The organism is Robertmurraya beringensis (genome assembly GCF_042433785.1).
Lineage (GTDB): Bacteria > Bacillota > Bacilli > Bacillales > Cytobacillaceae > Robertmurraya_A > Robertmurraya_A beringensis.
Genome location: NZ_JBHLUU010000027.1, coordinates 114547 through 135267, shown reverse-complemented (window position 1 = coordinate 135267; position 20721 = coordinate 114547). Strand labels below are relative to the sequence as shown.

The window sequence follows — 20721 nt, the reverse complement described above, 5'->3', positions numbered from 1 at the left end:
TGTCTATTTTTTTAGTTAAAGTTATTTTTATCTATATTGTGTTTATTGTAGCAGTAAAAATTTTAGGGAAATCAGCTCTAGCCCAACTTACCCCTCATGATTTTGGAGCGATTCTTTTTTTATCTTAATCGAAATTTAAAGGAAAGTAGATATCCTTTACCTGAGCTGTTGTCTAATTTAAGAACATCAGGATATCCGGATATTCACGATATTGAATATGCGATTTTGGAAGAAAGGCAAAGGGATATCTTCAAATCAAAGATTTTTTTATGCTGCTGTTAGAGATACCGATCATTCATTAACCATTAACAAAATAGATGTTAACGACTAATTTTAAGACGATTTCCTCCCACTATAAATTAATGTTTTCTCTTATTTACTCCTTATTGCATTTACCACTTTCATTTTCCAAATTTATAAAAAATTATACCTATATTTAGGAAATTACCAGATGGTAATTTTCAAAATCACTAAGTCTCTAGTTAGGACAGTGCCCAGATCATTACGCCTTTCTTGATGTCAGAACTTTCCCAACCTTAATTCTCTTTTTTTCGTTCTTAATATCTTATACAAGTTCTTATAAAGGTAGTCCATAATATATAACAGACAATCCCTTCATATTCGTATACTGGTTACATAGTTTGTACATGTTAAGAGAAACAGAAGGAGGGATTCCAGTTGGAGTGGATTTTTTATCTATACCTGTTAAATACGTTCTTTATCTTATTCATAGCAATTTGGGAAGTTCGTCGGCCTGCCAAGGCTTTGAATTGGATAATAATCGTCCTTTTTTTACCTGTCATTGGTTTCTGGCTATATCTTAGCATATCAAACCCTAAGTTTATTCATCGAAAAAGATTGACCTGTTCTAAAAATGAATCTAACAAATTACCTGAGACATTCGGTGCTTCAGCATCGGTAATTGCCAATGCTTTACGGCATTTCACTGTGAATGGGCTTCGAATGGGCCAAGTCCAAGTGTTTAACAATGGGATAGCAAAATATGATCAACTCCTTGTATCCCTGCAAAAAGCCCAAGAAACCATTGATCTGGAATATTTCATCTATCGGAACGACCAAATTGGTAATCGAATCACAGAACTGCTAATCGAAAAAGCATTAAATGGAGTGCAGGTTCGTTTTATGAGAGATAGCTTGGGGAGTTATAAATTCCCGCGTGAAAAAATCCGGCAGATGGTTGAAGCAGGGATAGAATGCAGGACAATATTTCCTCTGCGATTTCCCTGGATTTTGTCCAATTGGAATTATCGGGATCATTGTAAGATTGTGACGATTGACAGAAAGGAATCCTTTACTGGCGGTATGAACGTTGGGTATGAATATACAGGATTAAAGCCAGACGTAGGATTTTGGAGGGACACTCATTTGCAAATTATAGGGGAAGCAACAGGCGACTTGCAGACTGTTTTTGATGTTCATTGGGAAATCGCTGTGCCGGAAAGGATAAAATCAAAAACAAACTTGAAAACAAAATCAGAGGTAACGAAAATCAATTCAATCGGCAGAGCAGATCATTCCAAATGGTCAGCCGAATTGGGATCAGAGTTGAGCACCCTTGATGATAAAGAAATGGACATATCCGGAAAAACTAGGACATTGCATAAAGCGTATATCCATACGTTGGAAGGAAACCCTGGAATTCCTACCCCAGTCATTCGGCAAGCTTACTTTATATGTATAACACAGGCGACCAAGACTATTGATTTAACAACACCCTATTTTGTACCAGAAACGGATATTATCATGGCATTAAAGACAGCAGTAACTCGTGGTGTCCGTGTAAGATTGCTGGTTCCTCGCCACAATAATCAAAAAATAGTGGGTCTTGCAAGCCGTACTTATTACGGAGAACTTATAGAAGCTGGAGTTCAAATCTACCAGTACGACAAAGGAATGATACATGCGAAGGTGTTGACCATCGATGAGGAGATTGCTGCCGTAGGCTCAGCAAACTATGATATGAGAAGTTTTCGCCTGAATTATGAGGTGTGTCAAGTCGTGTACAGTGCTGATGTGGCAAGGGAACTCACAGAGCAGTTCGAGAGGGATCTTACTGATTCTGTACCATTAAGAATTGAAGACTTGTTGCAACGATCCCTGACCGAGCGCATTGTTGAACAGGGTGCTCGCGTGCTTTCTCCATTATTATAAGTTGAAAAAACCGGTATTATTTATCTTTCTGATTTTAATTAGCTTACATGTTGTTATATCAATATTTTAGAACATGGAAATCTTTTATTTTAGCCCAGATCATTATGGCACTAACATATGCCTATATAGGTGAACCCTTTTGCGAGTGGGTCAAACTTGTTAATTATTTAGAGTGGAGATACAGATATTCATTCATATATTACATCATTGTTGGAATTGTAACTCGAGCTTTAATACTAAAACTAGCCTCTTTATCTAAACCTCAAGATCTTACAACTAAGTAAAATTTAAATTGGAGGAAAAAACTTTGGAAGAAGTTAATATTGGTTTACTGACGATCAAAGTCATCGTTGGTTTTGCAACTTTATTTTTTATCATTATCATAACAGGCAGAACATCCATCTATCAGTTAACCCCGTTTCACTTAGTTTTTGTGTTAGTACTTGGAGATTTTTTAGGAAATAACATTTATGAAGATAAGGTAGGGATTTTTCATTTTTTATATGCCATCGGATTGTGGACGTTTCTTATGTTGGGAATAGAGTTTATGACTCTAAAAAATAAATCGACACGCTCTCTCTTATTAGGCAATCCTANATTGGATGTAAATCAAGTATTGAGTATACTCCGTCAAAATAATGTCTTTTCAGTTCGCGAAGTCAAATACGGTATATTGGAAGCTAATGGGCAAATAAGTTTATTATTAAAATCCAAGTATCAAAAACCAGACAAGCAAGATCTCAATCTTCCAGAAAGTCCAGTAGACCTCCCAACATCGTTAATTATAGATGGGGAAATTTTATGGGATAATTTACATAAACTCGGATTTGATCAACAGTGGTTAGATAACCAATTAACTACCAATGGATATGATAATGTAAAGCGTATACTTTACGCAGATTGGCGAGAGAGTGAAGGCATACATGTAAGTCCTAAATAAAATTTGTTAGGATAAGAGCACATCAATTTTCTTGGTGGATCATGTGGGGACAGGTTCACTGTCCCATTTTTTCGTGGTTTTGCTAGCTATTATTGATATATTTATTCCATTCTCAAACCAAAAGGTAATTATATTTTTGCCTATATTGACAATTATTTATAAGAACACAAAGTATTTTACTAAACAAGACCAGCTGATTAAGTATATCTAATAGCCTTTCCATTAAGTGGAATATTCTAGTAGAGGTTTTTATTAAATTTTCAAAAAAATAGTATGTTAACCGAGTTTATATGGTATATTTATAAAAAATTTAATAATTAAATTTAAATAAGTGCTCACATTTGTGAGGTAAAAGGGAAACTAGTGAAAGTCTAGTACAGCCCCCGCTACTGTAAGAGCTGATGAAATTACAATGCCACTGAGAAATCGGGAAGGTGTAAGAGTAAAAAGAAGCTTAAGTCAGGAAACCTGCTTATTTAAACGACACTTGCTTTTCGGTGGGAGAAGTATAGGCGGGACAATTATACCTATTGTTTTTGTATTTCAGTATGCTTTTTATACTGTCATTTCACATGCCTGTATTCCCTTTAAAAGGAGTACAGGCATTTTTATTTGGAGGAAAGCCTATGAAAAAGGGGAAAATTTTTGTTGTTGGCTTCGGTCCCGGTGATCGGGAGCATATTACTAATCGAGCTGTAGTTGCCTTGCAGCAAAGTGATTGTATTATTGGCTATAAAACATACGTGGAGCTAATTGAACATTTGGTAACAGCAAAATCCATTGTCAGTACGGGTATGACTGAAGAAGTGTCACGTGCACAGGATGCAGTAAAGAAAGCGGAAGCAGGTCATATTGTCTCAGTAATTTCCAGCGGAGATTCAGGGGTATATGGCATGGCTGGATTAGTGTATGAAGTGCTGATTGAGAAGGGTTGGACTGAGAAAGATGGAATTGCGGTTGAAATTGTTCCAGGTATATCAGCCATTAATTCTTGTGCGAGTTTATTGGGGGCGCCAGTCATGCATGATTCCTGCACGATCAGCCTAAGTGATCATTTGACGCCTTGGACTGTAATAGAAAAGCGTATTGAAGCAGCTGCGATGGCGGATTTTGTAATAGCTTTATATAATCCGAAAAGCGGTCGGCGAACACGACAAATTGTAGAGGCACAAAATATTCTATTAAAATATCGTTCTCCTGAAACACCGGTGGGACTTGTGAAAAGTGCTTATCGTGAAAATCAAAATGTTGTGCTCACAACACTGGCTGAAATGCTTGAACATGATATTGGAATGCTAACAACGGTTATTATTGGGAACTCTTCTACGTTCTTTTATGACAATAAAATCATTACCCCTCGAGGTTATCAGCGAAAATATACTTTAGGTGAAGAGAAGCAAAGCTTAAAACCGCATCAGCGTTTGAAAAAGGAAGCCGAGCCATGGGCGTTGAATCAAGAAACCGGGGAAGCGCAAGCTGGGTATGAGCAAATTGAAAGAAAAAAACAAGAAGTTACCTCATTAGATTTGGCCTTAAAGGCTTTATCCATGGTGACTAAATCAAAAATAGAACATCTGCATGTAGTTCAGCAGCCAATCGAAGATATATTTGAATTTGCTGTTTCACCTGGTGTTGCCAATAAATTTATTACGCCTGATCAAATGCGCGTATTGGCAGAAACCATTGGCGACACAGGCACCATGGAATATACACCGGATCATCGTTTTTTAGTAAAGATTCCAACAACACAGCCTGAATCGATAGTTGAAAAACTAGAACAGAATCATTTAACTGTCATGCCTGTGGGCGATGTTTTAAATGTAAAAGCTTGTGATTTTTGTTACGGGGAAAAAGCAGAATCGATTCCATACGCAGAAGAAATAGCAGCAAAATTAGGGGGCTTAAAGCTTCCAAAAGAATTACATATTGGTTTCAACGGCTGCGGTATGGCATGTTATCGGGCAGTATTCGATGATATCGGGATCGTTTACCGCAAGAAAAAATTTGATTTATTTATTGGCGCAAAGCCGGTTGGCCGTACGGCCCATGCTGCACAGCCTGTAGCAGAGGGAATTGAAACCGATCAACTGCTGCCGTTACTTACGAAAATTATTGAAGAGTACAAACAAAATGCCCATCCCAATGAACGCCTTTTTAAATATTTTAAACGCGTGAAAAGTATTCAGTATTTTAACTACCAGGATATGAGCTCCAAAATTGAAGTCGAGCCGGCACCATGTGGAGATTAGGAGGAACACATGATTTTATTTTTAGCAGGCACAAGTGATGCGAGAGCATTAGCCATTCAATTGCAAAACCAAGGCTATCCTTTATTAGCAACAGTTGTCACAGAATCTGCAGCCGAAAGTTTAAATGCCCATCATATTCCATATCAGGTAGGGCGGTTATCAGTTGATGACATGATGGCGCTAATTCAGAAGCGAAAGATGACCTGTGTCATTGATGCCAGCCATCCATATGCGGAAGAAGCGTCGAAAACCGCAATGGCAGCAGCAAAAGCATGTGATATTCCCTATATTCGTTATGAAAGGCCAGAAGAACAGTTTATATCTCCACTAATTACACAAGTTGATAGTTATGAAGAAGCAGCTAAATTAGCTCAATCTCATAAAGGAACGATTATGCTGACAACAGGTAGTAAAACGTTAGAGATATTCGCCAAGTATTTAATACGTGATGAAATCCGGCTTATTTGCAGAATGCTTCCGAATATAGGAAATATGGAAAAGTGCCATAGTTTAGGTATTAAACAAAAGGACATTATTGCGATCCAAGGCCCATTTTCGCAATCATTAAATAAAGCGCTATGTGAGCAATTCAATGTGACTCTAATGATTACAAAAGAAAGCGGCAAAGTGGGATCTGTAGATGAAAAAATGACAGCTGCTCTGCAATTAGGGATTCCTGTTATTTTAATAAAAAGGCCAGTGATTTCATATGAAAATTTTTGTACTTCTTTTGAAGAAGTAACTCAACTATTGGGAGGTTTTATTCTTGGCAAACATGAACTTTAATACAAAATTTATTCCTATAACGGTAGATCCAGACAAGATTTATGATCACAGTTTCGCCATTATTAAAGAAGAAATGGGTGAACATTCATTTACAGAAGAGCAATGGCTAGTTGTTCGGAGGGTGATTCACGCTTCAGCAGATTTTGAGTTAGGCCGTAGCATGATTTTTACACCTGATGCCATTGAGGCAGGGATTCAATCGATTTTAGCAGGCCGTCATGTAGTGGCGGATGTACAAATGATTGAAAGCGGTTCTGGCCGCAAACGATTCCAAAAACATGGCGGGGACTTGCATTGTTATATTGCGGATGAAGATGTCTCAAAGGAAGCAAAGGCTCAAGGAACAACACGGGCTATTATTTCCATGCAAAAAGCAACGCGTTTACATGAAGGAGGGATTTATGCCATTGGTAATGCGCCAACCGCGCTGTTGGAGTTAATTCGTTTAATTAAAGAAGGTGAGGCAAAACCGGATTTAATTATTGGAATGCCAGTTGGCTTTGTTTCAGCGGCAGAGTCGAAAGCCGAGTTAGCAGTGCTGGAAGGAATTCCATTTATTACGAACGTAGGGAGAAAGGGTGGCAGTACAGTGACAGTCGCTGCACTTAATGCCATTTCGATTATGGCGGATGAACGAGCAAAAGAAACGAAATAAAAAAGACCCTTCACAAATGCGCCATGGCTACACGACAGGAGCCTGTGCAACAGCCATGACAAAGGCAGCATTGCACGCTCTTGTCGTAGGAAAGGTACCAGATGAAGTCACGATTTATTTACCGGCTGGTCAGTATGCAACATTTAAAGTATCCGCATTTCAAGTGTCAGAAGACAGGGTAATGTGCGAAACGATCAAAGATGCCGGGGACGATCCGGATGCTACCCATCAAGCACGAATTCAGAGTACCGTTTGTTATTCAAAAGAAAAAGGCATTCATTTAGATGGCGGGGTTGGTGTAGGGCGAGTGACAAAAGCGGGACTACCGGTGCCAGTTGGTCAAGCAGCGATAAACCCCGTGCCACGTAAAATGATTTATGGGGTTGTACAAGAGGCAATTGAAAAATTCAAATTGGATTGTGGAATTGAAGTAATCATTTCTGTACCAGATGGTGAAGAAATTGCAGAAAAAACATTGAATGGGCGGTTAGGCATTATCGGTGGAATTTCGATATTAGGTACACGGGGAACAGTGGTTCCTTTTTCCAGTTCTGCTTATATGGCAAGTATTGTACAAGCCATCAATGTAGCAAAAGAATCAGGATGTGAGCACTTAGTCATTACAACGGGTGGACGCAGTGAAAAATATGCTATGCAGCAGTATCCTCATTTACCAGAAGAAGCATTTATCGAAATGGGCGATTTTGTTGGTTTTACGTTAAAAAATATTGCACGGAAGAAGATTTCGAGTGTCTCGTTAGTAGGGATGATGGGGAAGTTCTCAAAAGTTGCCCAAGGCGTGATGATGGTTCATTCAAAAAGTGCACCGATTAGTTTTGAATTTTTAGCAGGTATAGCCAATAAAGTGGGTGTTGATGAAGAGACACAGCAAGAAATTTTACAGGCGAATACAGCTTCACAAGTTGGTGAAATGCTTCAGGGAAACGAGGCATTCTTTGCAGCACTTTGCAAAAACTGCTGCTACTATGCACTTAATCATATGAACACTGAAATGAAAGTGTCGACAACCTTGTATTCCATGAATGGAGATTGTTTAGGAAAGGCTGAGAATATTGACAAATTGGATGAAGATGATTGGTATAGGGGATAATGGCGCGGAAGGATTGCTCCCCCAATATACAAATTGGATCGATGAATGTGATGTACTTGTAGGCGGGGAGCGTCATTTGCAATTTTTTCCGGAATTCAAAAAAGAAAAAAAAGTAATAAAAGGCGGTTTGTCAGTGTTAACAGCTGAATTACAGCAAGAAACACGAAATGTCGTTATATTAGTATCCGGTGATCCACTGTTTTATGGACTTGGCAGTGTTCTTGCGAAGAAGCTTCCATTAGAGATTTATCCTTATACCAGCTCGGTACAGCTCGCTTTTTCTAAAATGAAGGAAAGTTGGCAGGATGCGTATATTGTCAGCTTGCACGGCCGATCCATAAAAGGGTTTGCACAAAGAATTGATGGGCGTAAAAAAATTGCTGTTTTAACAGATGAAATGAATTCTCCGCAGGCAATTGCAACGTATTTAAAGCGATTTGGAATGACAGAATATGATGCCTTCGTTGCTGAAAATCTACAAGGTGAAAACGAACGTTGCCGCTTTTTTACCTTAGACGAGATGGAGCAAAGCTCCTTTTTTCCATTGAATGTTGTGGTTTTAAAACAACGAGTGTCGGTCGAACGCGCCTCTATTGGAATTTCGGATGATGCTTTTCTTCAAAGAAAGCCAGATAAAGGATTAATTACGAAAAAAGAAATTAGGACTCTTTGTCTCCAGGAGTTAGGAATTAAGGAAAATAGCATTGTTTGGGATATTGGAACCTGCACAGGTTCAGTTGCAATAGAGGCATCGAAAATGGCTAGGGAAGGTGCCGTTTATGCCATTGAAAAAAATGATGGTGATCTTAAAAACTGCTTGGAAAATCAATTAAAACATCGTACAGATTTTGTTGCAGTGCTGGGGAAGGCACCTGACCGTCTGGATGAATTTCCAGATCCGCATGCGATTTTTATTGGCGGAAACGGTGGAAATATGGAGCATTTATTGCAAACATGTATTTCACGCTTACAGCCAAATGGACGACTTGTTATGAATATTGCCACGATTGAAAATCTGGCAGAAGCGCTGCAGCATCTAAAAGCATTAGGCTGTGAAGTAACGATATTACAGGTACAAATTTCAAAAAGTAAGCCAATCTTAAATTTAACACGTTTTGAACCGTTAAATCCAATCTATATTGTGACGGCAAGGAAAGGAAAAGAATCATGAGAATGGGAACCTTATATGGATTAGGTGTTGGGCCGGGAGATCCAGAATTAATCACAGTAAAAGCATTTCGCAGATTGCAGGAAAGTCCGGTCATTGCTTACCCCAAAAAATTAAAGGGCAGCAAATCTTATGCCCATCGTATTGTGGAAGTGTATATTAACCCGGCAGAAAAAGAGATGCTTGGTTTAGTATTCCCCATGACAAAAGATGAAGATACTCTAAGAACTGAGTGGACAAAATCAGTGGAAGCTATTTATAGCTATTTAGTTCAAGGAAAAGATGTAGCTTTTGTGACTGAAGGGGATCCGATGCTGTTTAGCACATTTATACATTTAATGAACTTAATGAAATCGATGTACCCTGATGTTCCGATTGAAACGGTCGCAGGCATTTCGTCGTTTAATGGTTCTGTTAATCGCTTAGGGATTGCATTGGCGGATGGTGATGACCAGGTCGCCATGATTCCGGCTACGGAGGATATGGAAGAAATGCGCCGAGTAATTGAAGACCACGATGCAATCGTCTTTATCAAAGTAGCAAAAGTTATAGACGCAATGCTCGATCTACTGGAGGAAATGAATTTATTAGAGAAAGCACATGTCGTTACAAAAGTTACATCTGATGAAGAGGTAATTTGGAAGATCAATGAACTACGGGGTGCAGAATTAAATTACTTGTCATGTATGGTGGTGCGCAAATAATGAAAAAAATTTGGATTATCGGAGCAGGTCCGGGAGATCCGGATTTAATCACGGTGAAAGGTTTAAAGCTATTAAAAGAAGCGGATGTTGTGATGTATACGGATTCACTCGTAAGCGAAACGTTAGTTGCGGAGGCGAAGGAGTCGGCAGAAATTATCCGCACAGCAGGGATGCATCTTCAGGAAATGGTGGATTGTATTGTCGAGCGTGTCGACGCAGGCAAAAAGGTTGTACGTTTACATACAGGGGACCCGGCGATGTACGGGGCAACGATGGAGCAAGTAGCTCTATTGAAGCAGCATCATATTAGCTATGAAGTTGTACCAGGTGTAAGTTCTGTTTTTGCGTCTGCAGCAGCAGTTGGTGCAGAGCTGACGATTCCTGATTTAACTCAAACCCTCATTTTAACGCGGGCTGAAGGGCGTACACCTGTGCCAGAACTTGAAAAATTACAGGCACTGGCAAGCCATCACTGTACGATTGCCATGTTTTTAAGTGCGACATTAACTAAGAAAATTACTAAAGAATTGCAGGCAGCAGGCTGGGCGGATGATACACCAGTTGCTGTTGTACAGCGTGCTTCGTGGCCTGACCAAAAAATTGTGCGGACAACACTGGCTGAATTAGATGAGGCAATGCGTGTCAATGGCATTCGTAAGCATGCGATGATTCTAGCAGGCTGGGCATTAGACCCGCATATCCATGAAAAAAATTATCGTTCGAAGCTCTATGACAAAACTTTTACTCATGGCTTCCGCAAAGGTGTGAAGGGGAATGATTAGTTTACGAGAAGGTGAAATCCCTATTATTGTAAAGCGAAAACCATACGCCCTCGTTGCCATCACGAAACATGGGGTGGCACATGCAAGAAGCTACGCTGAAAAATTCCCCTATGCGGACCTATATTATATGAAGAAATTCGAACAGGGGGACGAAGAGACCCGTCATATTCAGTTATTTGATGGTACGGTTCGCCTATTATTGCCCGCTTTGTTCCAGCAGTATAAAGGAATCATTTGCATCATTTCCCTCGGTGCTGTCGTTCGTATGATTGCTCCGCTTTTGATTGATAAAAAGAAAGACCCTGCCGTGTTAGTGGTAGATGATAAAGGTCAGTATGTTGTTAGTGTTTTATCAGGGCATATTGGCGGTGCTAATGCCTTAACCCATGAATTTGCCAATGCGATTGGTGCAGCACCTGTTGTTACAACCGCATCAGATGTTCAAAAAACAATTCCGGTAGATTTATTTGGCGCCCAATTTGGGTGGGTTTGGGATAGTGAAGAAAAATTAACACCTGTTAGTGCTTCGGTTGTAAATGAAGAGCATGTTGCAATTGTGCAGGAAACGGGTGAAAAAAATTGGTGGATGTACGATCGTTCAATGCCGGACCATTTGAAAATTTACCCTACGATAAATGAAGCGATTATGGCAAAGCCAAAAGCGGCACTGCTTATTACAGATCGTTTAGTTGAGGCACATGAAGAGTCGCTGCTAGAGAACGGAGTTATGTATCGCCCAAAATCAATTGTACTTGGAATTGGCTGTAATCGTGGTACGGCAATGGCAGAAATTGAACAAGTCATTGATGAAACACTAGCGGAGCTGTGTTTAAGTAAAAAAAGTGTCAAAGCAGTTGCGACCATCGACTTAAAGAGGAACGAAACAGGCCTTCTTGAATTAACTGCTAAACATAACTGGACGTTTGTAACTTACACACCTGACCAGCTAAATGAAATACCGATGCAAAACCCATCGGAAACAGTCTTTAAATATACAGGTGCATATGGGGTCAGTGAACCGGCCGCATTGCGTTATGCGAATGCGAAAGAGTTACTGCTGAAGAAAAAGAAAAGCGGAAATGTGACTATATCCATTGCACGTGTCAACTTTGAGGAGGAAGTAAAATGAATCGATTTGTTCTAGCCGGCACAGGAAGCGGTGTTGGAAAAACAACATTCACAATCGGCATCATGCGTACGCTTATGAAGCGTGGATTAACAGTCCAGGGCTTTAAATGCGGCCCAGACTATATTGACCCGACGTATCATACAGCTGTCACAAAACGCCCTTCTCGTAATATTGATAGTTTCATGATGTCCCATGATACAGTCCGTGCCATTGTCGCAAGAGCGAGCAAAGATGCAGATGCAGCTATTATTGAAGGAGTGATGGGGTTTTATGATGGCAAATCCCCATTATCAAATGAAGGATCTGCTGCTCATATTAGTGAGATTACAAAAAGTCCCGTCATTTTAATTGTCAATGCAGCAAGTATGGCAAGAAGTGCGGCTGCAATTGTCAAAGGATTTCAAATGTTAGATGAATGCTCCAATATTGTGGGTGTTATTGCCAACCAATTAGGAAGTAAAAGCCATTTTGAAATTGTCAAAGCAGCAATTGAAGAAGAATGTCGAGTTCCTGTCATTGGCTATCTGCCTAAAGGAGCTGTCCCTTTGATGCCAAGCCGTCATCTGGGTTTAGTACCAGCCATTGAGCGTGGTGATTTAGATTCATATTTTGATAGTCTTGCAGAAGCAATCGAAGAAACAGTGAATATTGAACAACTTCTAGAAATTACAAAAACACAATCATTGGACGTTTCTGAATCTATCTTTGATGTACAGCCGCAAAAACAAGAAGTACATATTGCAGTTGCAAAGGATGCGGCCTTTAACTTCTATTATGAAGAAAACCTAGAATTACTCCGTATATATGGTGCCACGTTGCATTACTTCTCTCCATTACAAAATGAGGAAGTTCCAGAAAAAGCCCAGGGGTTGTATATCGGCGGCGGTTTCCCGGAAGAGTTTGCAGAAAGGTTGGCAAAAAATGAGGAAACGAAGCAATCGATAAGAGCCGCGCTTGAGCGAGGGGTGCCAACATTAGCGGAATGCGGCGGTTTTATGTATTTAACAGATGAAATTGTGAATCGTCAAGGACAGGTATTCCCAATGCTCGGGATCATTCCAGGACGTGTGCGGATGCAAGATAAATTAGCGGCACTTGGTTACCGGGAAATTACAGGTGTACCAGGCAACTTTCTAATCAATGAAGAGGAGCAGGCAAAAGGTCATGAGTTCCATTACTCGACTTATGAGGGGGAACATACATCACCAGCTTATTTTAGTAAAGGCCGTTTTCGTGCTCAGCAGGAAGGTTATCTTCATAAAAATATTGTTGCTGGTTATACACACTTTCATTTCGCATCAAATCCACAGCTTGTGAAAAATTGGCTGACAGCATGTTTGGAGGATAAACAATGAATTATTTCCCACTATTAATGAATATTGACTATAAAAAGGTTGTTATTGTTGGGGGTGGTCATGTAGCTCGTCAAAAGGTAGAAGCACTATTGCCAACAAAGGCACTAGTGACAGTGATAAGCCCAACGGTAACCGAAAAATTGCAGCACTACATCAATGAAGGGTTTGTGACTTGGAAAGAAAAGACATTTGTACCTGCTGATTTAGATGATGCATTACTGGTTTTCGCCGTAACAAATGACGAAGAGGTAAATAATGCAGTGGAAGAAGCGACACAGCATTGGCAATTACTCAGCCGTGCGGATGCAAAAGGACGTGTTGATTTCATCAACCCAGCCGTCGTTCGCCGTGGTGATTTCGTATTGACTGTATCGACGTCTGGAGCAAGTCCAGGTCTGACCCGCCAAGTAAAGACGGAATTAGAAGAGCAATTTGGAGTACATTACGTGCAGTATGTTTCATTTTTAAGGGAAGCACGTCAGCGGATTTTACAAGTGTTTACGGGTGATGCGAAAAAACAGCTATTAGCAGAGCTCCTGAATCCACAGTTATTACAATGGATGGAACAAGGTGAAAAACAAAAATGTGAAGCGTGGCTGCGGCAGCGTATAGGAGAAATACGTTGAGCGGATTTGTATATATTGTAGGAGCTGGTCCTGGTGACCCAAAACTATTGACGATTCGTGGATTAGAGTGCATTCAGCAAGCGGATGTGATTTTATATGACCGACTGGTGAATGCGGAATTACTAAAACATGCGAAAGCAGACACCGAGCTGATTTATTGTGGAAAAGAACCAGGCAGGCATGGACTGATTCAGGATGAAATTCATCGTGTGCTAGTGGAACAAGCCAATCTTGGTAAGCAGGTTCTCCGCTTAAAAGGCGGTGACCCATTTGTCTTTGGGCGTGGTGCAGAAGAAGCCGCAATTTTACGGCAAGCAGATATTCCATTTGAAATCGTGCCTGGTATTACAGCGGGGATTGCTGCGCCTGCTTATGCTGGGATTCCTGTGACACATCGTGATCATGCCGTAAGCTTTGCGATCGTTACTGGTCATGGCCGTCAAGAAAAGGAGCAGAACTTTTTAAATTGGTCCGCGCTTGCTCAAATTGATACAGTAGCTTTTTATATGAGCATAGGCAATATCGCTCATATTACGAAAAGCTTAATAACCTATGGCAAAAGTGAAACAACCCCTGTTGCTGTCATTGAATGGGGCACAACCAAAAATCAGCGTACAATTACAGGCAATCTCTCCACGATTGCACAAGATATTCAAATCCATCGTATCTCAAATCCATCTATGATTTTAGTTGGCGAGGTGGTTAGTGTACGGGATCAAATTGCCTGGTTTATAGAAAAGGAGCATGAATTATGTTAGATGTATTAAAAAAACGCCGAGCGATTCGCCAATTTGAAACTCGCGAAGTGGAACGGGACAAAATTGAGACGTTATTAGAAGCAGCAACGTTTGCACCAAATGACCGTATGCGTGAACCCTGGCATTTCTATGTATTACAGGGCGACAGCTTAAAACGTTATGAGCAGGTGGCGCTTGATTATTTACAAAGGCGTTTCCCAGCAAAACCACATTTAGTGGAAAGCTCAATGGAAGCCATCACAAAAACACCGCTTGTCATTGTGGTGACATCAGCCATTGTGGCTGGAGATGAAGGAGCAACCAAAGATAATACCTTTGCAGTCAGCAGTGCGATTATGTCGATGTGGTTAATAGCCGAACAGCTGGGTTTAGGCATGGTATGGCGTACACGCGGTGTCGGTTTAGTGCATGATACAGCATTACATGATTTTATTGGTGCAACGGATGAAGAGCAATTAGTAGGCACGTTATGCATTGGTTACCCTGCAGAAGAGATTACTTCCGTAAAAAAGCGTACACCATTTGCAGAAAAAACAACGTGGTTATAGGGAGGTTAGTACATGGCTCGACAGGGGATGTTGTTAGTTTACACAGGAGAAGGCAAAGGAAAAACAACTGCTTCACTTGGTGTAGTATTACGTGCAATTGGCCGCGGCATGAAGGTGAAATACTTTCAATTTATTAAATCACCTGAACGTACATATGGTGAACAAATTGCCCTGCGAAAACTCGGTATTGAAACCGTGCAATTAGGTGTCGGTTTTACATGGACGAAAACACCGGAGGAGCATCGCGAAGCACTGGCGAAAGCCTGGCAGACAGTAAAAGAAGAGCTAAATGATGTAACAACAGATGTTTTAGTGCTGGATGAGTTGAATAATGCGTTAGCCATCACACGTTTTCCAATCGATGATGTATTGCCGTTACATGAGGTGTTAGCGGCCATACAAAACCGTCCCAAAACGATGCACCTAATAATCACAGGCCGTTCTGCTCATCCATCTTTACTCGCTTTAGCTGATTTAGTGTCAACGATTGATGCTACAAAACATTATTATACTGATCATGATGTTAAAGCGATGAAGGGGCTTGAGTTTTAAGCATTGAGGACGCCATATTTAAATCACAAACAGGCACCCAATTCACCAGAGAAGGATTGTCCATTTAGGTTGTCGAGATTGAGGAGAAAGTTCAATGAAAAAAGGATCCCCTTTACGCTTTGATTTTGAAAAGCTGTGGAAAGAAGGCATGTTAAACTGGCATGGCAAGATGCCAGAACGAATGATTGATGATGAACTGGAAGAAGCATTTTGGGCTCAGTCCATGAGGAAAAAAACATACAAGCAAACAGATAACTATGCAAAAAAAATTTACGAAGTAATGAAACAGCATATCCCGCAGAATGCATCTTGTATTGAAATGGGGCCGGGCTGGGGCAATTATACCTTTCAACTCCGTCAAAACGTCAAAAGATTAACGTTAGTGGATGGTTCTGAAAGTGTGCTTGATTATTTAAAACAATACTTTGAAAACGATGCAAATGTTCGGTTCGTTCATAGTAAATGGGAAAAAGCGCAAATTGAGCAACATGATGTTGTTATTGGGGTGAACTGCTTTTATCGTATGTATGAAATGAATGCGGCGTTGAAAAAAATGAACCGGCTTGCCAAAAAGCGAGCCATCATTGGCTTAACAACAGGACCTATTCAGCCGCATTACGTTATTTTAGATGAGCAGTTTGGCTATTACATTAAATATCCTCGCCGTGATTATATTACCATCGTCAATATGCTGTATCAGTTAGGGATTTTTGCAAATTGTGAAATGCTCAAGCTGGAGCGTGAGTATCGTTATGATACGTTGCAGCAATTATATGAAGCACAAAGCAAAAAAATCTTATCACCCCAGTTTGATATGGCACATGTGAAAGCATCACTCGAAGGTTTTATTGCTATGGAGAATGGCCAGTATGTATACCGTCACACATTCTATGCTGCGATCATTAGTTGGGAGCCTGTGAAGTTACATGACTAAGTTTCGTTTTAACCTCTAATATACGTGCTTTAATCGGAGGCTCTGTTGATATAACAAAGAGATATAGAGGGTCCAAGATGATGGAGAGAGGGAGGTAACTTTATGACGACATGGGATTTAACACAAATGCAGCGTCACTTACTTATTTGCAATGGGGCAACCTGTATGGCAGCAGGAGCTGAAGAGGTCACGCAGCAAATTCGTGATGAAATCCGTAAAAACCGTTTGGATGAGCATATTCATACATCCCGTACACGATGTAACGGCCGCTGTAAAGATAAATGCGTAGTAATTGATTACCCAAAAGGGACATGGTATTCGGTTCAACATGAAGAAACCGCTCGTGATATTGTTCATGAGGCAGTTGAACAAGATGCTATCATTTATTCAATGGAGCACGGTGTGCGGAAGCGCAGCGAAGACCGCATAAAAGGAATTGAAAAATACAAGAAAGGTAATGGACCAATTAAAAAAGCTGTATTATTTGTTGGACATGGTAGCAGGCTGGAGGCAGGAAATATAGAGGTTCGCGAATTTATCGGGCAGATGAAAGAATACATTGATCCAGCCCTTTTAGTAGAAACATGCTTTTTAGAATTTGCAACACCAAATATTGAAGATGGGATTCAGATATGTGTTGAAAAAGGTGCGGATGAAATACATGTAATTCCCATCATTTTATTACATGCAGGACACTCAAAATTGCACATTCCTGCAGAAATTGAACATGCAAAAGAGCATTTCCCAGATGTTCAATTTACCTATGGCCAAACGATAGGTGTTCATGAGGAAGTTTTTGAAATTTTAAAAACAAGACTTACTGAAACAGGTTTTGATGTGGAGCAAAAGCATGAGGATACGGCCATTTTATTAATTGGACGAGGCGGCAGCGATCCATATGCTAATGGTGATTTTTATAAAATTAGCAGATTATTGTGGGAGAAATTAAATGTACCTATTGTTGAAAGTGCCTTTATGGGGGTAACGACGCCAACTGTGCAGGATGGGATGGAACGCTGCATTAAATTGGGCGCAAAAAAAATCATCATGCTGCCGTATTTTTTATTTACGGGCATTTTAATGAAAAGAATGAATAAAATGGCCGAACAGTTTAAAGAGTCTTATCCGCATGTATCAATAGATATAGCACAGTATTTTGGCTATCATCCAAAGTTAAGAACGGTACTGTTAGAACGTATGAACCAGGCCTTAAACGGTACATCGACTGGAATGCAAGATTTAGAAAATTTCCGTAAATATGCGGAAGAACATGGGTATGAACATCATCATCACCATAATTAGAGGATAGTCAACTGGTTTTGGAAGGGAATAGGTCAGTAAAAAGAAGAAGGTTTTCGGAATTGAAATTAAATTACTAAGTACATCTTAATAATGTTTTGGAAATAGGTGCTAGATATAACTTTATCCGCTTAAAAGGGAAGTCGGTTAAATGCCGACACGGACCCGCCACTGTAATGGGAATTTCACAATAGTGTGAAGAACATTCAAATATACCACTGGGGTACTCCTGGGAAGGTTTGAATGTTTCCTTAAGTCAGGAGACCTGCCTATTTTAACATCGCCGATTGACCTACGGGATTTTAGGGAGGTGGTTAGGATGCTGATAAAGGATCTTCTTATACATGCCAACATCAATGAGTTTGGATGTGGTGAGATTCCTATTCCCCTCTATCATGAAAAGCATTTCTGACCGCTTTCGTTATTACGGTTGGAAGTGCTTTTTTTATTTAATAATGGAGGTATTTTTATGGGTAAATATGGTAAGGGGAAAATGGTGTATTTTTTTGTTTGTTTCCTAATCGTGTTCTCTGGATGTAGCCAGGAAAAAACTATTGGAATTGGAGATTCCCCTAAAAAAGATAAAAAAATGACTCTGGCATTCCCTTGGAGTCCACAAAGTCTTGACCCCCATGGTAGTGATAGTTGGGAGGTTATGCGTACAGGAACAGGAGAAACATTGGTAAAGTTGGATGAAGATTTACAAGTTAATCCGTGGTTAGCGAAAGAATGGACGCAAGAAGATGCTACTACATGGAGATTTAAGCTTGAGGAGAATGTTAGTTTTCACAACGGAAAAGCGATGGATGCGTCAAGTGTAAAGAATTCCTTACTGCGCTCGATAGAGAAGGATCCAAAAGTAAAAGACCTTTTGAACATTGAAACCATAGAGGTTGTATCCGCACATGAGTTAATAATTGTCACTGTACAAGCGAACGCAGCATTAATTCCTCATTTAGCAGATCCATCTACAATGATCGCGGATGTAAGCACTATAGATGATGAGAATCGTTATCCTGCTCTTACAGGAGCCTTTTCGTTTAAACAATTTAAAAAAGATGAATCCCTTGTTGTGGAAAGATTTGAAGATTATTGGGGAGAACAAGCGCTATTGTCTGAAGTAATCATTAAGTATATTCCAGAAGGAACTACGAGATTAATGTCACTTCAATCAGGTGATGTGGATGGTGCGACAGATATTCCGATTGATAACATGGCAGTATTAGAAAAGGATGAAAAATTTGAAGTATACGTCACTCCATCATTACGAACTCATATGTTGATGTTTAATATGAATTCCCCATTTTTTAAGGAATTAGCTCTTAGAAAAGTGGTTGATTTGAATACTCCACGTGAAGAGATTGTTCAATCTATTATGCTAAATGCAGGTACAGAAGCAAAAAGTCCCTTTCCGGAAGTATTCTCATTTGGGAATGTTGCGAAACTAGAACCATCGTTATCTAGTAGTGAGTTACTAAAAAAAGCAGGTTGGAAGAAAAATGAAGAAGGTATTTGGGAAAGGCAAGGGACTATATTTGATGTTACACTTTTTACCTTTCCACAACGTCCGGAGTTAACCGTTATGGCGGAGGTAATTCAAAGTGAATTATTGAAACAAGGAATAAAAGTAAGTATACGTCAAGTAGAAAATATTGATGAAGCGTTAATGAATGAAGATTGGGATTTATCCATGTATAGCATGCTAACTGCGCATACTGGAGATCCGCAATACTTTTTAAGTATGTTCTATCAATCAAGTAGTGAATCTAATATTAGTAACTATGAATCTCCAATCGTTGATCAGAAAATCAATGAATTAAATGAAACTACTGACCGAGCGAAGCGTGATCAGGTAGCGATTGAAATTCAAGATTTGATTATTAATGACGTGCCACAATCATTTATTGTTCATCCCAAGACCGTATTTAGTGCTAAAAAAGGGGTGGAAGGGTTTACTCCACATCCTATTGAGTATTACTATATTCACTCCCAGCTTGATATAAGTAAGTAGGGAAGCATATGATTCGTTATGGGTTAGCCCGTTTATTGCATTTGTTTTTCGTGATTTTTTTCGTATCTACTTTCACTTTTCTATTATTAAGGTTAGCACCAGGTGATCCAGCATATATCCTATTAACCAAGCATAATGTGCCAGCATCTGAAGAAGCATTGATAGCCTTAAGAGAAGAATTAGGTTTGACAGAGAGCTTATGGAGTCAATATATTCATTGGTTAAAAGACGCTTTTTTATGGGATTGGGGGACATCCTATGTTTCCAAAGAACCCGTTGTAAAGGAATTAGTATATAGGCTACCCGCGACGTTGGAATTGGCATTCGCTGGATTACTTGTTATGTTTTTAGTGACGATTATTTTGGGGATTTCTACGGCTATTTATTCTAATAACTGCTTGGATTTAGTGGGAAGAATGCTGGCCATTGTCGGTTCTTCCGTTCCTACTTTTTGGTTGGGATTTCTATTTATTTATTTTTTCTCTGTTCAATTTGGTTGGTTTCCTTCTATGGGTCGTGGAACATTACAACACCTTGTGCTACCTGCTATAACCCTGGGATTGGGTTTGGGAGTGGTGTATGCTCGTATCCTTCGAACAAATATGCTCGAGCTGAACAATCAACCTTTTGTTAAGGCTGCAAAAATGAGAGGTATTTCAAGAACAAGAATCTTTATTTTTCATATTTTTAAACACGCTTTTCTACCAGTGCTAACCATGCTTGGGACTAGTTTAGCATTTATGCTAGCTGGAAGTGTAATTGTAGAAACTATTTTTTCTTGGCCTGGGTTAGGAAAGTATATAATCGATGCCATTAATATGCGAGATTATCCAGTCATTCAAGGATATGTAGTGTTTACTTCATGTCTATTTGTCACTGTCCATATAATTGTAGATTTTATATATGTCGTATTAGATCCAAGATTAACCGTACGTTAGGGGA

The 20721-nt window shown here is 39.7% G+C and carries 19 protein-coding genes, 1 pseudogene and 2 riboswitches; all 20 genes and pseudogenes read left to right on the top strand.

Going from position 1 to position 20721, the window contains the following annotated elements; all coding sequences use genetic code 11:
- Window positions 1-5: 5 nt before the first annotated feature.
- A pseudogene (locus tag ACFFHF_RS09835) lies at window positions 6-231 on the top strand (YetF domain-containing protein); the annotation flags it as partial.
- A gap of 447 nt (window positions 232-678) precedes the next feature.
- Window positions 679-2172, top strand: a complete 1494-nt coding sequence (locus ACFFHF_RS09830; protein WP_017417921.1) for a phospholipase D-like domain-containing protein — start codon at window positions 679-681, stop codon at window positions 2170-2172.
- 292 nt (window positions 2173-2464) lie between these two features.
- Window positions 2465-3112, top strand: coding sequence for a DUF421 domain-containing protein (locus tag ACFFHF_RS09825; protein WP_446694998.1), 648 nt, complete (start codon window positions 2465-2467; stop codon window positions 3110-3112).
- A 312-nt stretch (window positions 3113-3424) separates the two neighbouring features.
- Window positions 3425-3602, top strand: a riboswitch (cobalamin riboswitch).
- Window positions 3603-3738: 136 nt separating this feature from the next.
- Window positions 3739-5361 carry a precorrin-3B C(17)-methyltransferase gene (gene cobJ, locus ACFFHF_RS09820; RefSeq protein ID WP_340903782.1) on the top strand — a complete coding sequence of 541 codons (1623 nt, stop codon included), beginning with the start codon at window positions 3739-3741 and terminating at the stop codon, window positions 5359-5361.
- A 9-nt stretch (window positions 5362-5370) separates the two neighbouring features.
- A complete protein-coding gene (cobK, locus tag ACFFHF_RS09815; protein ID WP_340903781.1) occupies window positions 5371-6147 on the top strand; it encodes a precorrin-6A reductase in 777 nt (258 codons plus the stop codon).
- Entirely contained in the window at window positions 6137-6802 is a 666-nt protein-coding gene (locus ACFFHF_RS09810) for a precorrin-8X methylmutase (protein ID WP_340906235.1), read from the top strand. The genes cobK and ACFFHF_RS09810 overlap by 11 nt, the downstream gene beginning before the upstream one ends.
- A complete protein-coding gene (locus ACFFHF_RS09805) occupies window positions 6777-7913 on the top strand; it encodes a cobalt-precorrin-5B (C(1))-methyltransferase (protein WP_340903780.1) in 1137 nt (378 codons plus the stop codon). The genes ACFFHF_RS09810 and ACFFHF_RS09805 overlap by 26 nt, the downstream gene beginning before the upstream one ends.
- Entirely contained in the window at window positions 7888-9084 is a 1197-nt protein-coding gene (gene cbiE / locus ACFFHF_RS09800; protein ID WP_340906233.1) for a precorrin-6y C5,15-methyltransferase (decarboxylating) subunit CbiE, read from the top strand. Before ACFFHF_RS09805 ends, cbiE begins: the two co-directional genes overlap by 26 nt.
- The gene (gene cobI, locus ACFFHF_RS09795) at window positions 9081-9785 is read left to right on the top strand and encodes a precorrin-2 C(20)-methyltransferase (protein ID WP_340903779.1); all 705 of its coding nucleotides are present in this window, start codon (window positions 9081-9083) and stop codon (window positions 9783-9785) included. The genes cbiE and cobI overlap by 4 nt, the downstream gene beginning before the upstream one ends.
- Entirely contained in the window at window positions 9785-10567 is a 783-nt protein-coding gene (gene cobM / locus ACFFHF_RS09790) for a precorrin-4 C(11)-methyltransferase (RefSeq protein ID WP_160547611.1), read from the top strand. Before cobI ends, cobM begins: the two co-directional genes overlap by 1 nt.
- Entirely contained in the window at window positions 10560-11696 is a 1137-nt protein-coding gene (locus tag ACFFHF_RS09785; protein ID WP_377057962.1) for a cobalt-precorrin 5A hydrolase, read from the top strand. The genes cobM and ACFFHF_RS09785 overlap by 8 nt, the downstream gene beginning before the upstream one ends.
- The gene (locus ACFFHF_RS09780; RefSeq protein ID WP_377057960.1) at window positions 11693-13051 is read left to right on the top strand and encodes a cobyrinic acid a,c-diamide synthase CobB; all 1359 of its coding nucleotides are present in this window, start codon (window positions 11693-11695) and stop codon (window positions 13049-13051) included. The genes ACFFHF_RS09785 and ACFFHF_RS09780 overlap by 4 nt, the downstream gene beginning before the upstream one ends.
- Window positions 13048-13677 carry a precorrin-2 dehydrogenase/sirohydrochlorin ferrochelatase family protein gene (locus ACFFHF_RS09775; protein ID WP_160547608.1) on the top strand — a complete coding sequence of 210 codons (630 nt, stop codon included), beginning with the start codon at window positions 13048-13050 and terminating at the stop codon, window positions 13675-13677. Before ACFFHF_RS09780 ends, ACFFHF_RS09775 begins: the two co-directional genes overlap by 4 nt.
- A complete protein-coding gene (gene cobA, locus ACFFHF_RS09770; protein WP_160547607.1) occupies window positions 13674-14435 on the top strand; it encodes a uroporphyrinogen-III C-methyltransferase in 762 nt (253 codons plus the stop codon). Before ACFFHF_RS09775 ends, cobA begins: the two co-directional genes overlap by 4 nt.
- Window positions 14429-14983: a nitroreductase family protein gene (locus ACFFHF_RS09765; protein WP_160547606.1), complete on the top strand. Its 555-nt coding sequence runs from the start codon at window positions 14429-14431 to the stop codon at window positions 14981-14983. Before cobA ends, ACFFHF_RS09765 begins: the two co-directional genes overlap by 7 nt.
- A gap of 12 nt (window positions 14984-14995) precedes the next feature.
- Window positions 14996-15535: a cob(I)yrinic acid a,c-diamide adenosyltransferase gene (locus tag ACFFHF_RS09760; protein WP_160547605.1), complete on the top strand. Its 540-nt coding sequence runs from the start codon at window positions 14996-14998 to the stop codon at window positions 15533-15535.
- Between the two features lie 94 nt (window positions 15536-15629).
- The gene (locus tag ACFFHF_RS09755; protein WP_160547604.1) at window positions 15630-16469 is read left to right on the top strand and encodes a methyltransferase domain-containing protein; all 840 of its coding nucleotides are present in this window, start codon (window positions 15630-15632) and stop codon (window positions 16467-16469) included.
- 102 nt (window positions 16470-16571) lie between these two features.
- On the top strand, window positions 16572-17771 hold the full coding sequence (locus ACFFHF_RS09750; protein WP_160547603.1) for a CbiX/SirB N-terminal domain-containing protein: 1200 nt from the start codon (window positions 16572-16574) through the stop codon (window positions 17769-17771).
- An 86-nt stretch (window positions 17772-17857) separates the two neighbouring features.
- Window positions 17858-18055, top strand: a riboswitch (cobalamin riboswitch).
- A 182-nt stretch (window positions 18056-18237) separates the two neighbouring features.
- The gene (locus tag ACFFHF_RS09745) at window positions 18238-19779 is read left to right on the top strand and encodes an ABC transporter substrate-binding protein (RefSeq protein ID WP_377057958.1); all 1542 of its coding nucleotides are present in this window, start codon (window positions 18238-18240) and stop codon (window positions 19777-19779) included.
- A gap of 8 nt (window positions 19780-19787) precedes the next feature.
- Window positions 19788-20717 carry a nickel ABC transporter permease gene (gene nikB, locus ACFFHF_RS09740; RefSeq protein WP_377057956.1) on the top strand — a complete coding sequence of 310 codons (930 nt, stop codon included), beginning with the start codon at window positions 19788-19790 and terminating at the stop codon, window positions 20715-20717.
- Window positions 20718-20721 lie beyond the last annotated feature (4 nt).

Coding starts and splice junctions, on each gene's coding strand:
- cobJ (WP_340903782.1), top strand. CDS start 3,739: ATGAAAAAGGGGAAAATTTTTGTTGTTGGCTTCGGTCCCGGTGATCGG.
- cobK (WP_340903781.1), top strand. CDS start 5,371: ATGATTTTATTTTTAGCAGGCACAAGTGATGCGAGAGCATTAGCCATT.
- ACFFHF_RS09810 (WP_340906235.1), top strand. CDS start 6,137: ATGAACTTTAATACAAAATTTATTCCTATAACGGTAGATCCAGACAAG.
- ACFFHF_RS09805 (WP_340903780.1), top strand. CDS start 6,777: ATGAACGAGCAAAAGAAACGAAATAAAAAAGACCCTTCACAAATGCGC.
- cbiE (WP_340906233.1), top strand. CDS start 7,888: ATGAAGATGATTGGTATAGGGGATAATGGCGCGGAAGGATTGCTCCCC.
- cobI (WP_340903779.1), top strand. CDS start 9,081: ATGAGAATGGGAACCTTATATGGATTAGGTGTTGGGCCGGGAGATCCA.
- cobM (WP_160547611.1), top strand. CDS start 9,785: ATGAAAAAAATTTGGATTATCGGAGCAGGTCCGGGAGATCCGGATTTA.
- ACFFHF_RS09785 (WP_377057962.1), top strand. CDS start 10,560: ATGATTAGTTTACGAGAAGGTGAAATCCCTATTATTGTAAAGCGAAAA.
- ACFFHF_RS09780 (WP_377057960.1), top strand. CDS start 11,693: ATGAATCGATTTGTTCTAGCCGGCACAGGAAGCGGTGTTGGAAAAACA.
- ACFFHF_RS09775 (WP_160547608.1), top strand. CDS start 13,048: ATGAATTATTTCCCACTATTAATGAATATTGACTATAAAAAGGTTGTT.
- ACFFHF_RS09765 (WP_160547606.1), top strand. CDS start 14,429: ATGTTAGATGTATTAAAAAAACGCCGAGCGATTCGCCAATTTGAAACT.
- ACFFHF_RS09760 (WP_160547605.1), top strand. CDS start 14,996: ATGGCTCGACAGGGGATGTTGTTAGTTTACACAGGAGAAGGCAAAGGA.
- ACFFHF_RS09755 (WP_160547604.1), top strand. CDS start 15,630: ATGAAAAAAGGATCCCCTTTACGCTTTGATTTTGAAAAGCTGTGGAAA.
- ACFFHF_RS09750 (WP_160547603.1), top strand. CDS start 16,572: ATGACGACATGGGATTTAACACAAATGCAGCGTCACTTACTTATTTGC.
- ACFFHF_RS09745 (WP_377057958.1), top strand. CDS start 18,238: ATGGGTAAATATGGTAAGGGGAAAATGGTGTATTTTTTTGTTTGTTTC.
- nikB (WP_377057956.1), top strand. CDS start 19,788: ATGATTCGTTATGGGTTAGCCCGTTTATTGCATTTGTTTTTCGTGATT.